This window comes from Thermosipho sp. 1244, assembly GCF_018588215.1.
GTDB lineage: Bacteria > Thermotogota > Thermotogae > Thermotogales > Fervidobacteriaceae > Thermosipho > Thermosipho affectus.
Genome location: NZ_LNGA01000012.1, coordinates 108,149 through 121,569, shown reverse-complemented (window position 1 = coordinate 121,569; position 13,421 = coordinate 108,149). Strand labels below are relative to the sequence as shown.

The following is a 13,421-nucleotide window of genomic DNA, read 5'->3' as shown; positions in this document are numbered from 1 at the left end:
TTTATGTACCATAAAGTTTCAAGAGATCCTATTCATGCAGAAATTTTTATGTATCCTTTGGAAATCTTGGCATCTGATACTAAGGCAATGCAAAGATTAAGATATTTGTCACAATTAGTGGGTTCAGAATATGTATATCCTTGTGCAACTCATACTAGATTTGCACATTCGTTGGGAGTGATGCATATATCTGGTATGTATGCAAAGCATCTTTTTGAAGATAAAGCTAAAGTAAGAATTTTAAGATTAGCTGGATTATTACATGATATAGGTCATGGGCCATTTAGTCATCAATTCGATGAAGTGGTTTACAAGAATATGGGGTTAGATGATGGCCATGATGAATATAGAAATAAAATTTTAACAGAGTATATGCCAAATGCCATGTTAAAGGTTTACGAAAGGGCTCCTGAAAAGTTACAAAAGGCAGTTTTAGAAGATGTTGAATTTGTTTTAGGAGGTATTTCAGATCTTTTAGATGATTTTAGGAAGATAATGCAAATGGTGATAGATGTTTATGAGGGAGAAGAGTATGGAACAATAGAATTTGCAGTTATTCAAGGTCCCTTAGGAGCAGATAGAATGGACTTTGTCCTTAGAGATTCATACTTTGCAGGTACTAGAGGATTTGGAACTGGGTCTTTGGATAGACTTGTGAGAAATTCCATGATAATTGAAAAAGATGGAAAAAAACATTTGGCTTATAACATTAAGGTTATAGATGAGATTTATACTACGTTATTTGGCAGATTTATGATGTACAAAAATGTTTATTTCCATAAGACTTCACGTGCCGCAGATTTAATGATCCAAGAGCTTTTAGAGTTAAGTTATAAACCTTTGAAGTTAAAAGAACGTGTTGAAAATTTAGAAACTTTCATGGAATTAACTGATCAAAGAATTATAAATGAAATAGAAATTTACTTTAAGCAAATAGTTGAAGAGTACAATATTAGTTCATTTAAAGAGACAAAAGAAAAGATTTTAAACTATGAAATTGACCTACAACCTTTGGAATTGGATATTGTAATGGCATATGAGATAGTGGAGAGATTAAAAAATAGAGATTTTTGGAAGACTATATTGGAAACGCCATTTTCCGTTGAAGGTATAGATCCTTCTGTTGCAAGTCAAGGATTTGCAATGGATGTTTTGAAAAAAATTAAGCTAAGATTGAAAAAGGCTATTGAAGGTGCGGATGAAGAGGATAAAAATGAACTTGCAGAGATACTTTCAAATTTTGATAATATATTTAAAGTAGATACGCCTTATAAACTTTCCTTAGTGCATCCGGAAGAATTTTTAAAAAGTAATATATATATTTACGATTTTTGGAAAAAACAAGTTTTGTCCTTTGATGAGTATGTAAAAGAATATCCTGCGTATAGACTCATGAGCAGTAATTTAATACAAATAGTGAGGTTTTATGTTACAAAAGATATAAGGAGTTTATTGGAAAAGTATAATGTAATACCAAAAGTGGACATGCAACTTACTACGAGGTGGTAAAATGAAACTTCTTTTTGACGTAGGAAATACTCATACGACTATTGCACTTACGGATAATGGGAAGAAATTTAATATAAAGCGCATATCGACGTATTCATTGCAAACAGAAGATGAATTATACGTTTATCTTAAAATGTTATTTAGTGAAAACTATGATCAAATAATAGTTTCTTCAGTTGTTCCTAATATTAACCATATTTTTGAGTTTTTTTCTAAAAAATATATAGGTAAAGATGCTGTGTTTTTAAATGCAAAATTATACAAGAATATAAAGTGGGATGTTAGAGTTCCTTCTGATATTGGTGCAGATAGAGTGGCAAATGTGATTGCAGCTGAAAAGGATTACGGTAATAACGCAATAATAGTAGATTTTGGTACGGCGATAACTATTGATGTTTTGAAAAATGGAATATATGAAGGAGGAGTTATAATTCCTGGATTTGGGATGATGGTTAATGCCTTGTTTAAAGGAACTGCAAAACTTCCAAAGGTGGAGTTAAAGCCATCAGATGTTTTTATTGGAAAAGATACAGAATCTAATATAAGAATAGGTGTGATTAATACAGTGCTTGAAGGGATAATAAAAGTTGTTGAGAAAATAAAAAGTGAAACAGAAATTACCTCTGTTATATTCACAGGAGGACAATCAAAGATAATAATGGATTATAAAAAAGATGTTATTTACGATTTAGAATTAGGTCTTAGGGGGATTTATTACTTTTATGAAAGCACTATTAGTTAATCCTTGGATTGAAGATTTTGCAGCATATGATTTTTGGCTTAAACCGTTAGGCCTGTTATATGTGGCATCTTATTTAGATAAATTAGGGTTTGAACTCTATCTTGTTGATTTAATGAATAGACATGATATTGATTTAAAGAGGTTCGTAAATGTTCCTAGGGATAAGTTTTATGGCACAGGAAAATTTCCATTTGTTGAAGTAAAAAAACCAGATGTGTTAAAATTTATTCCGAGAAAATACAAAAGATACGGAGCACCCGAAGAGTTTTTTTATTACAAATTAAAAGATATAGGAAAAGTTGATATAATTTTTGTTACTTCTACGTTGACTTATTGGTATCCAGGTTATTGGGATACTATTTCTTTTTTAAAGAGTTATTATGGAAATAACGTACCTATTGTATTTGGTGGCTTTTATGTTAGAAATATACCGTCTCATGCAAGAAAGACTGGAGTACATATCTTTCCGAGTAATGATTTAAATAGATTGCCAAAGTTTTTAGAACAAGTAACAGGAAAAGAAATTAAATCTAAAAATATAGATTGGTTTATGCTTCCACCCATGTATGAGCTTTACAATAATTTGGGATATTTAGTTTTTTTAACTACTTTAGGATGTCCTTATAAGTGTTCGTATTGTATTGCTCATAGGATATGGGATGGAATAAAATTTAAACCTCCGGAAGTTGTGGTTTTTGAAATTGAAAAATACGTTGAAACATTTAATGTAAAAGATATAGTATTTTTTGATGATGCAATTTTGGTAAATTCCAAAAAGCATTTTAAAGTAATTTTAAAGAAGTTGCTGGAAAAAGGGTATTCAAAGTACAGGTTTCACCTTCCAAATGGAATACATGCTAGACTGATAGACGAGGAAATAGCGGAATTGATGAAGGAATTAAATTTTAAAACTATAAAACTTGGGTATGAAACTTCTGGAGAACTCCAGTTAAAAACGGGAGGTAAGGTTGTAGATAAAGATTTGGTAAGAGCTGCGCGTATTCTTAGAAAAAAAGGTTTTACCGAAAGAGAAGTTTCAGCGTATATTATGGTAAATATCCCTGGGCAAAGTGTTGAAGATGTAAAAAATGCTATTAATTTTTGTAAAACTGAAGGTATAGGATTTTCTATTAATGAATTTACTCCAATAATAGGTACAGATGATTGGATAAATTTGATAAATGAAGGAAAATTAACTGGATTAGAGGATCCTTTGTTGCTCAATAATACCGTTTTACCTTTTTGGTGGAAGTTTGGAATGAGTGAAAATGTGGTACAATATTTAAAGATGTATGCAAGAAAGGTAAAAGAAGGTGAAAATTACGATTAATCTGATACAATATTTAGTAACTGGATTTTTTGCTGTAATTTTAGTTATTTTTCCGCGTGAGGTTATAAAAGCTTATTTGATAGTTTTATCAGGGGATAATACGCCCAAAAAATTGAAGAGAACATCATTAAATCCATTTGTTCATTTGGATCCCATTGGGACGGTTGCGTTTATTTTGTTTGATTTTGGTTGGGCAAGACCTGTTCCAGTTTTTCCAATGAAAAATAAAAATGTTAGAAAAATTCTGATTTTTTCATCGATGATTGGTCCAATTTTGGGAGGGTTTTTTTTTATTCTATACGGTTTGTTGGCAAAAAGTTTTTTTGAATATAAAATAATGTATGAAGTTTTTTATAAGGCGTGCAAATGGAGTCTTACATATGCAATATTTTCACTCTTACCAGTTCCACCACTTGATGGTTCAAGGCTTCTTGGTGCCTTTTTGCCAGATGATTATTGGGATTGGTATATAAAATATGAAATATATGGTATACTATTTTTGTTAGGAATTTTACTGCTTTGGATATTACCGCTTATAATGGAACCTTTTGTTATATTGATAAATAATCTGACAAATTTTATAATACTAGGAAAAGGGGGATAACATGGAAGAAAAAATAAGAGAACTTGAACAACTTTTTGATGATTTGATTAAGAAATACGAAGAACTTAAGAAAGAAAATAAAGAACTTTGGAAGGAATTAAATGCTGCTATTGAAAGGGCTAATCAGCTTGAGCAAGAAAACAATGCATTAAAAGAGCAAATTTATGGAACATTTGAAAAATTATTGGGAAAAATAAAAAATGTTGTGGAGACATCAGCGGAGATAAATGGTGAAGAAAACGCTTGAGTTTAATGGTAAAAAATTTATTGTTGAATCTGATGTTGAAGAAGAGATATTAAATTATATCGAACAAAGATTAGTTAAATTAAACAAAAAGTATGATAATCTTTCATCGTTAGATGAAAGATTTCTTGCAATGTTGTGTGATGTGATTGAAAATGAATTTAAGTGTTTGGATGAAATTTCAAAATTAAGTGAAAAGTTAAAAAATATGGAGGAACCTAACGTTGAAAATAGGTCTATTTGATTCAGGGATTGGGGGAATTTCTGTTTTAAAAAAGCTTGCATATGTAAATGGAGCACATTATATTTATATTGCTGATACCGAAAGGGCTCCATATGGATTAAGGACTCCAGAAGTCCTTGAGTCTTTTGTTTGGGAATTTGTAGAGTTTTTTCATAAGAAGAGAGTTAATGAGATTTTTGCAGCTTGTAATACTACAGATTCAATTATATTGGGAAGAAATTTGGATTTGGGGATAAAATATAATAGTATAATTAAAGCCGGTATAAATGCGATAAAAGCCGATAGGATTGGGGTTATAGGCACAAATGTTACTATAAAAAATGGTAGTTATAAGCGTTATTTAGAAATGATGGGTAAAGAGGTTTATCAAAAATCCACACAATTATTTGTTTCTATAGTTGAAGAAGGGGTTTTTTACGGCAGAATGGTTGAAGCTATAGCAAATTATTATTTGCTTTCTTTAAGAAAGGAGAATATTAGAGAATTGATATTGGGTTGTACACATTTTCCTTTCTTAAAGGGAATAATTTCAAGGGTTTTACCTAAGGTTAGAATAATTGACCCAGCCGAAGAGCTGTCAAAATTAGTACTAAAAGATAATTCGAAAAAACCGTTCGTTGAGTTTTATGTAACAGGAGATCCGGTAATTTTTGAAAGAAAATTAAAAAGAATAAATTTTAGAGTTCCGTATACTGTTAATAAGTTTAGAATTAGAAAGGTGATATCCATTGAAAAATTTAGTGATTTTAACGGGATTATCGGGAGCAGGTAAATCTACAGCACTTGGATTATTAGAAGATATGGGATTTTATTGTATAGATAATTTGCCTGTAAATTTAATTGAACAGATAATACCCGTAATATCTATTAATGTAGAAAATTTGGCCTTGGTTATAGATTCAAGAAGCGGGAATCTGGAAGATATGTATTTAGTTATTGAAAATTTAAAGAAGAAGTATTTAAAGGAAATTAAAATAATATTTTTGAATGCAAAGGATAGTGTGTTAATAAATAGATTTGCACACACTCGAAGAAATCACCCTTTGCTTAAGGTTTCTAATTCGTTGGAAAAAGCAATTGAAAATGAAAGAAATTCGTTTACAAAAATTTTGGAGATATCAGATATAGTTATTGATACTTCTAATCTAAATCCACATCAATTGAGGGAAAGATTAGTAGAAATATTGACAAGTGTAGAGAAGAAATTTTTATTGCGTGTTCTAAGTTTTGGATTTAAATATGGAGTACCATTAGATGTTGATTTTGTGTTTGATGTTCGTTTTTTTCCTAACCCATTTTATGTAGTGGGTTTAAGAAATAAAACTGGAAAAGACAAAGAGGTTAAAGAATTTTTATACAATACACAGGGTGTAAGTGATTTTATTGATATGTTGAAACAAGTTATTGATTTTGCGATTTCAAGATATGAAAATGAGGGAAGAATGGAGTTAAGTGTTGGAATTGGGTGTACTGGTGGTCAACACCGCTCTGTATTCTTTGCTGAAGAGCTTGCAAAATTTTATCTGGAAGATTGCAAAGTTTTATTGGAGCATAGGGACGTGAAGTAATGAATTTTGTAGTAGTTGGAGGCGGAACAGGAGTTTCAACTTTGTTAAGAGGTCTGAAATACTTTAAGAGTATTGATTTAAAAGCGATTATTACCGTTACAGATGAAGGAGGAAGTTCTGGAGTTTTAAGAAGAGAATACAATATTATACCTCCGGGAGATATTAGAAACAATTTAGTTGCACTTGCAAAAGATGAGGAGATACTGGGAAAGTTATTTTCGTATAGATTTTCAAATGGTTTTTTGTCGGGACATACAGTTGGAAACATAATTTTAACCGCACTTACAAAAATGTTAGGTAGTTTTACAAAAGCTGTAGAGTATATTTCAGAGGTATTAGCTATAAATGGTAAGGTAATTCCAGTATCTGAAGATTTAGTAAGACTTGTTGCATTTTACGAAGATGGAACTGTTGCTCATGGTGAAAGTGAAATAATGAAAGTTGTGAAAAAGAAAATTATCAAAATATCTTTAGATAAAGAAACTTATATTAACAAAGAAGCAGATTGTGCAATAAAAAATGCCGATGTTATTATACTTGGTCCAGGAAGCATTTATACAAGTATTATACCTAATTTACTAGTAAATGGATTTTACGAGAGTTTAAACAAATCAAAGGCAAAAGTTGTATATGTTTCCAATTTAATGACTCAACCATCAGAGTCATATAATTTTACTCTTAGTGACCATGTGACAACAATTGAAAGATATTTAAAAAGAAAAGTTGATTATATTATTGTATCTTATTCTAATATTTGTGAAAGTGTTTTGAGACGGTATTTAGAAAATGGTTCAGTTCCAGTTGAAGTAGATATGAATGATGAAAGAATTATAATAGATGATTTAATTGAAATGAAAGATAATGATGGAAGAATAAGGCATAATCCTTTGAAACTTGCAAGTTTAATTATTGATTTGATCAGGTGATAAAATGCTTTATACTTTTTCAGAAGATGTTAAAGGGGAGCTTTGTCATTTAAAAATAAATAGCGCGGAAGAAGCAATGTCAGAACTTTCAGGATTCTTAAAATCAAAAGGAGTACTTATTAAAACACACGTAGATTTGTTTGTAAAATTAGAGGTTGGCTTTATCCCTGCTGCACGTAGAATAATGAATTTGATGAATCAAGTGGAAATTGATAAAAAAAAGTTAACTTTGATAAAAAATAAATTGAAGAAAAAGAGAGTACAAATTTTTATACCTTTTTCTATAATGGAAAAGCTTGAGATAGATGTTCTGGAAATACCAAGTTATATTTTTGAAGATTTGAGTTATTTTTCCGCATTTTTAAGAGGACTTTTTATTGCAAGTGGTTCGGTTACTGATCCCGTGAAAAGTTATCATTTTGAAATAATTTCACACAATGAAAGTTTATTAAATATTATAAAAAATTTTCTTGTAAAAAATTTGGGTGTTGAAGGAAAGATTTCGAAGTTTAATAATAATTTTAGGTATTATGTAAAAAAATCACGCGAAATTGTTGAATTGCTTAATTTTTTAGGAGCACAAAGAAATGCAGATAAGATGGAAAAGATAGTTAATTCAAGGGAAATAAAAAGTGATTTTAATCGTTCTTTGAATTTTTTAAGTGCGAATGCAAAAAGGGTAGGAGAGAGTAATGCAAAACAAATAAAAATCATAAGAAATTTAATTGAAAAGTATGGGTATGAAGTTTTATCAGAAGAATTAAAAAAATTAGCAATCTTACGACTGGAAAATGAAGATTTAAGCTTATCGGATTTGGGAAAACTTTTTGATCCACCGTTGAGTAAAAGCATGGTTTACAATAGAGTAAGAAAGATTTTTAAAATTTATGAGAATTTGGAAGGTAAAAAAGTGGAGTGATATTTATGAAATGTCCATATTGTGGATATGAAGATACAAAAGTATTGGATTCTCGTGTGGATTCATCTGGTTTAACGGTAAGAAGAAGGAGAGAATGTATAAAGTGCAAGGGAAGGTTTACAACGTATGAAAGATATGAAGTTGGTCCTGTATTTGTCGTTAAAAGAGATGGGAAGAGGGAAAAGTTTGATAGGAATAAGATTTTGAATGGGATAATGAAAGCATGTGAAAAGACAAATGTTACGTTAGATGAAATGGAAAAATTAGTGGATGATGTGGTAAATGAAATACAAAAGTCTGGAAATTTGGAGGTATCAACATTAAAAATAGGAAGATTGGTCATGGAAAAGCTGAAAAAATTAAATGGGGTAGCTTATGTAAGATTTGCATCGGTTTATAAAGATTTTAGAGAAGTTGAACAATTTTTAGAAGTTGTGGAGGAATTGAAAAAAGAAAAATAGTATTGGAGGTGTGTTAATGAAAAAAGAGGTTATTTATTTAACCAAAGAAGGATACGAAAAATTAAAAGCCGAGCTCGATCAATTAAAGCAAAAGCTTATGTTTGAAATTGCTGAAAGGATTAAAGAGGCAAGAGAGTTGGGTGATTTGTCTGAGAATTCGGAATATCAAGAAGCGAAAAACGAACAAGGTAGAATTGCCGCAAGAATTAACGAACTTGAAAATATGCTTTCAAAGGCAGAGGTTATTGAAGGATTAGATACTAACGTAATCAACATTGGAAATTGGGTTATTATTAAAAATATTGAAACTGGTGAAGAAAAGACTATACAAATTGTAACTCCACATGAAGCAGATGTTTTCAGCAATAAAATAAGTATTGAATCTCCTGTGGGAAGAATTCTGGTTGGAAAAAAGGTAGGCGAAATAGTTAAAATCAAATCACCAAAAGGTGTTTTTAAATATCAGATTTTGGGAATAAAAGTTTAGGAGGGATTGAAGTTGTTAAAGGAATTTAGAGAACAAAGAATAAAGGAAATAAATCAATTAAGAACTGAAGGGGTCAATCCATATCCAAATAAGTTTGACAAAACACATACTAGTGAAATGATAAAAAGAGAATTCGAAGATTTAAAACCAGGAGAGGTAAAAGAAAATGCATTTGTATCTACTGCTGGAAGGATAATGTCTTTAAGAAAACATGGAAAAAGTGCGTTTTTCCATATTAAAGATTTTTATGGAAGAATACAAGCATATATTAGAAAAGACATTGTCGGAGACGAATTATATAACTTCTTTACAGAGTATATTTCAATTGGTGATATTGTAGGTGTTAAAGGAAGTGTGTTTAAGAGTAAAACAGGTGAAATTACAATTCTTGTAAAGGAAATAGAGCTTTTGAATAAACCTTTAAGGCCTATGCCTGAAAAGTGGCATGGTATTAAGGATAAAGAGTTATTGTATAGACAAAGATATGTTGATATGATTGCAAATGATGAAACGTTGAATAGATTTAGGATTAGGTTTGAAGTAATAAAATTAATTAGAGAATTTTTGAATTCAAAAGGATTTATTGAAGTTGAAACACCAATTTTGGAATATGTGACTGGTGGTGCATCAGCAAGACCTTTTGTGACACATTTGAATGTTTTTGATATTGATATGTATATGAGAATTGCAACGGAATTGTATTTAAAAAGATTTATTGTAGGTGGATTTGAAAGGATATATGAAATTGGTAAAAATTTCCGTAATGAGGGTTTATCGTATAAACATCATCCTGAGTTTACTTCAATTGAAGTTTATCAGGCTTATGCAGATTATGAAGATATGATGGATCTTACAGAGGAATTATTTGTTTTCATAGTTGAAAGGATATTTGGAACCACAAAGATAAGATATCAAGATATTGAGCTTGATTTTTCCAGACCTTGGAGAAGGGTGAAGATGAGAGATTTTATTAGAGAACATTTAAACGTAGATATATTAGAAGATTCTACAGATAAAATGATTGAAGTTTTAAAAGCACATGAAGTAGAAGTGGAAATAAAAGACAGGGGACATATAATAGAGAAACTTTGGGATCTTGTCGAAGATAAGGTTGTTCAACCTACATTTTTATTGGAACATCCAGTTGAAATTTCACCACTTGCAAAAAAACATAGAGAAGATCCACGTGTTACAGAAAGATTTGAGTTAATAATCTTTGGAAGGGAAATGGCAAATGCATTTAGTGAGTTGAACGATCCAGTTGATCAATATGAAAGATTTTTAAAGCAAGTTGAGTTAAGAGAAGCAGGAGACGAAGAAGCTCAAATGATGGATAAAGATTTTGTAAGGGCACTTGAGTATGGAATGCCACCTACTGGTGGATTGGGAATAGGAATAGACAGACTTGTAATGTTGTTGACTAATTCACCTACAATTAGAGATGTTATAGCTTTCCCACTTGTTAGACCAAAATCTTTTGAAGAAGAAGAGCTAGATATAGAAGGGGGTTCGCAAGAATGAGAAAATGGTTTGAAAAGGCACACGGTGTAATTATTTGGACTATTGCTATTGCTTTTGTGGCTGGTATAGTAATTTGGTCTTTAACCTCTTATTTCTCTGCAAGGAAAAGTAAAATTGAATATTCTTTGAGTGATTCAGTAGCATTTTTAACAAAAGATGGAACAGCTTTAAATTCGGATTATTGGATTTTTCCATGGGATTTAGAAAAGTCATATAGTCAAGCATTATCTTATTACCAATTGACTGATGTTGATCCAGTTTTTGAAGAACCAATGTTAAAAACATCACTTTTGAATGACTTAATAGATACAAAAGTGGTACTTTATTATGCGGAAGTTAACAATATTAGACCAAGTAAAAGCGAAATTAAAGATGAACTTGAAAAACAAGTAAGTAAGATAAAGGAAAATGAAAACCTTTTAAAATATGTTGAACAAAATTTTGGTGGTTTGGAAAATTACAAAAAATCTATAGAACCTGATGTTATTAAGTATTTAACTATTTCAAAAGTTAAAAGTGAAATTGCCAAAATTGATGAAAAACAAATGGAAGAATACTATGAAAGTCACAAAGAGGAATTAATGAATAAGTATGATTCTGCAAATGTTGATTTTGTAAGCTTTTCAACCCAAGCTAGTGCAAATAATTTTATTACAAAAGCACTTATAGATGGTTTTGAAAAGGCTGCAACAGATCTGAATGTTTCTATTCAAAAGTATCCAAACCTTAAGAGGGGAATTTTGGACAAAAAATTTGAAGAAACGATTTTTTCTACACCAAATACTGTAGTAGGCCCAGTTCCTTTGGGGAGTAATTTTTTTGTATTTTATGTAAATGATTTAACTAATGTAGATACATTTGAAAAATTTTCGCTTTCGAAAGGTTATCAAGATGTTTTAAATCAGCTTCAGGGTGAAAAGTTTAGGAATGAGATTGAAAAGTTCAAAAAGGATAATAACGTTGGGTTTGTTATAAATAACGAAGTTTATAGGGTATGGAACGAAGTTTTAACAAAATCAGGAACTGATTTATTGAATGTGTATAAGACTTTAAATGATATGATATTTGATTTTAATTCAAACATGGTAAAAGAAGATGTTCCTGTTGAGATAAAAGCTGCATTTGTGACTTTGGTTGATAAGATGACAAAAGATGCGTCATTTACTAATAATGAAATTATTAATGATGCTAAAAAAGAGTCAGAGATTGTTTTGAATAGTATTTACAAAGATTATCCTGAATCATTTATTGCAACAAAAAAGATGAAAGAACAATATCCAGATAGAAAAGATGTATTGTTTAATTATTATACAAAGTTGTATTCTAAGATTAAACCGTATATAGAATATGGAATGCTTCAAAATGTTATGAATGATTTTATTGATTTATACGGTGGTTTAACAACTTTATCTGAAGCAACGGATATTTCATTAAATCAGAAAGCAGAAGTTCTTTATAATTTGTATGAAATAAATAAGATGCTTAAGGATGCAACAACTGCTAAGCAGTATCTTGAAAAATTAAAAGAAGCAACACCTACATATATGGATTTTGATGCGGCATTTAACGAACTTAACTTTATGAAAAACGCAACAAGCACTAATTAAGTGAAAAGAAATAAAAATCAAGTTCAAGCCCATTAATGGGCTTGAACTTTTTTTAGCACAACGAACTATTTGTGGTATAATTTTTCAAGGGGGTGATATTTTGCGGTTAGATAAATTTTTAAAGGAAGCACGTATAATTAAAAGACGAACAATAGCACAGCAGCTTGCAAAAAATGGAAAGATTATTAGAAATAATATAGCATTAAAACCTGCCTCTGAGATAAGAAGTGGTGATGAACTTGAGCTTTTTTTAAGGGGTAGGTTTTTAAAAATTAAAGTCTTAAGTGAGAAAGAATATGAAGTAATTGAAGAAAAAAAGATATGGGAGGATGAAATATGAGAAATATTGTAGAAAATCACGTAGAAGAAATGCTTGAGTTTTTAAGGTATGATAAGTCTCAATGGGAAAATATATGGGAAAAATTAAAATCCAAATTTTCAATTCTAAGAGAAATTGAAAAGAGTTTAGGTACTCCAAATTTTGATAAATTAGAAAGAAGAAATTTTGATAAATTTTTGTATGATTATAGAGAACTGGTGGGGAAGGATTCAATTGCAAAAAGAATCAGGCAACACTCAGAAGAATTAGATTTAAAAAGAGAAGATTTTATAACATTTCTGGGAGTTTTTCCAAAAAGTGTGGATTGGATTGTTGTAGAAGAAAATGAAAAAAAAGTTATATTTGAAAATTTGTATTCATTATGGGAAAAAGGAGAACTTAATAAAGTTTCCGAAGCTGTGTTTCAATCTATTGTACATTTTAGAAAAGGAGAGGTAATGGGAAATTTTTACAATAAAGAGAAAATTTTCGAAGAAATAAATGAATTTTTGGCAAAAAAAGAAAGAGATAAGAGTTTTATGAAGTGCATTTGCAAAATTTTATATGAAAAAGTTCCATATTATGATTGGGTGGGATTTTATATGATAAATGATGAGGGTGTTTTAGAGTTAGGCGATTTTGTAGGTGAACCTACAGAACATGTAAAAATAAAAATTGGAGAGGGAATATGTGGTCAGGCAGCCGATTTGAAAAAAACATTTATAGTTCAGAATGTTTTAAAAGAGACAAATTATTTGTCATGTAGTCCAAAGGTAAAAAGCGAAATTGTAGTTCCTATATTTAAAGATAAAGAGGTTATTGGTGAAATAGATATAGATAGTCATTATGTTTCACCGTTTGATGAAAGGGATAAAAAATTTTTAGAGGGAATATGTAGTATGGTTTCAGATTATCTTGATAAATAATGGAGGAGAAAATA

16 protein-coding genes are annotated in these 13,421 nt (G+C 30.1%); all 16 read left to right on the top strand.

Translation table 11 applies throughout. The features are described from left to right. Positions 1 to 3 precede the first annotated feature (3 nt). The 16 genes from AS157_RS02540 (at position 4) to AS157_RS02465 (ending at position 13,407) form a co-directional block, all read left to right on the top strand. A complete protein-coding gene (locus AS157_RS02540; RefSeq protein WP_077289903.1) occupies positions 4 to 1,509 on the top strand; it encodes an HD domain-containing protein in 1,506 nt (501 codons plus the stop codon). Position 1,510: 1 nt separating this feature from the next. Beyond that, positions 1,511 to 2,251 (top strand): type III pantothenate kinase, encoded by a 741-nt coding sequence (locus AS157_RS02535; RefSeq protein ID WP_077198598.1) that lies wholly within the window; start codon positions 1,511 to 1,513, stop codon positions 2,249 to 2,251. Further along, positions 2,232 to 3,581, top strand: a complete 1,350-nt coding sequence (locus AS157_RS02530) for a B12-binding domain-containing radical SAM protein (protein ID WP_077289805.1) — start codon at positions 2,232 to 2,234, stop codon at positions 3,579 to 3,581. The genes AS157_RS02535 and AS157_RS02530 overlap by 20 nt, the downstream gene beginning before the upstream one ends. Further along, entirely contained in the window at positions 3,565 to 4,185 is a 621-nt protein-coding gene (locus tag AS157_RS02525) for a site-2 protease family protein (protein WP_077289806.1), read from the top strand. Before AS157_RS02530 ends, AS157_RS02525 begins: the two co-directional genes overlap by 17 nt. Position 4,186: 1 nt before the next feature. Further along, complete coding sequence (locus AS157_RS02520) at positions 4,187 to 4,432, top strand: hypothetical protein (RefSeq protein ID WP_077198601.1); 246 nt, start codon at positions 4,187 to 4,189, stop codon at positions 4,430 to 4,432. After that, positions 4,413 to 4,673 (top strand): cell division protein ZapA, encoded by a 261-nt coding sequence (locus tag AS157_RS02515; RefSeq protein WP_077198602.1) that lies wholly within the window; start codon positions 4,413 to 4,415, stop codon positions 4,671 to 4,673. The genes AS157_RS02520 and AS157_RS02515 overlap by 20 nt, the downstream gene beginning before the upstream one ends. Beyond that, positions 4,654 to 5,445 (top strand): glutamate racemase, encoded by a 792-nt coding sequence (gene murI / locus AS157_RS02510; RefSeq protein WP_077287853.1) that lies wholly within the window; start codon positions 4,654 to 4,656, stop codon positions 5,443 to 5,445. Before AS157_RS02515 ends, murI begins: the two co-directional genes overlap by 20 nt. Then, entirely contained in the window at positions 5,402 to 6,241 is an 840-nt protein-coding gene (gene rapZ / locus AS157_RS02505; RefSeq protein ID WP_077289807.1) for an RNase adapter RapZ, read from the top strand. Before murI ends, rapZ begins: the two co-directional genes overlap by 44 nt. After that, positions 6,241 to 7,167: a gluconeogenesis factor YvcK family protein gene (locus tag AS157_RS02500; protein ID WP_077289808.1), complete on the top strand. Its 927-nt coding sequence runs from the start codon at positions 6,241 to 6,243 to the stop codon at positions 7,165 to 7,167. The genes rapZ and AS157_RS02500 overlap by 1 nt, the downstream gene beginning before the upstream one ends. Positions 7,168 to 7,171: 4 nt before the next feature. Beyond that, complete coding sequence (whiA, locus tag AS157_RS02495; protein ID WP_077289809.1) at positions 7,172 to 8,086, top strand: DNA-binding protein WhiA; 915 nt, start codon at positions 7,172 to 7,174, stop codon at positions 8,084 to 8,086. A gap of 5 nt (positions 8,087 to 8,091) precedes the next feature. Beyond that, the gene (gene nrdR, locus AS157_RS02490) at positions 8,092 to 8,547 is read left to right on the top strand and encodes a transcriptional regulator NrdR (protein WP_075666384.1); all 456 of its coding nucleotides are present in this window, start codon (positions 8,092 to 8,094) and stop codon (positions 8,545 to 8,547) included. A gap of 16 nt (positions 8,548 to 8,563) precedes the next feature. Then, positions 8,564 to 9,034, top strand: a complete 471-nt coding sequence (greA, locus tag AS157_RS02485; protein WP_075666385.1) for a transcription elongation factor GreA — start codon at positions 8,564 to 8,566, stop codon at positions 9,032 to 9,034. A gap of 12 nt (positions 9,035 to 9,046) precedes the next feature. Beyond that, positions 9,047 to 10,555 carry a lysine--tRNA ligase gene (gene lysS / locus AS157_RS02480; protein WP_077289810.1) on the top strand — a complete coding sequence of 503 codons (1,509 nt, stop codon included), beginning with the start codon at positions 9,047 to 9,049 and terminating at the stop codon, positions 10,553 to 10,555. After that, on the top strand, positions 10,552 to 12,162 hold the full coding sequence (locus tag AS157_RS02475) for a peptidyl-prolyl cis-trans isomerase (RefSeq protein WP_077289811.1): 1,611 nt from the start codon (positions 10,552 to 10,554) through the stop codon (positions 12,160 to 12,162). Before lysS ends, AS157_RS02475 begins: the two co-directional genes overlap by 4 nt. A 100-nt stretch (positions 12,163 to 12,262) precedes the next feature. Beyond that, positions 12,263 to 12,502: a S4 domain-containing protein gene (locus AS157_RS02470; RefSeq protein ID WP_077289812.1), complete on the top strand. Its 240-nt coding sequence runs from the start codon at positions 12,263 to 12,265 to the stop codon at positions 12,500 to 12,502. Then, positions 12,499 to 13,407: a GAF domain-containing protein gene (locus AS157_RS02465; protein WP_077289813.1), complete on the top strand. Its 909-nt coding sequence runs from the start codon at positions 12,499 to 12,501 to the stop codon at positions 13,405 to 13,407. The genes AS157_RS02470 and AS157_RS02465 overlap by 4 nt, the downstream gene beginning before the upstream one ends. The last annotated feature ends 14 nt before the right edge of the window (positions 13,408 to 13,421 follow it).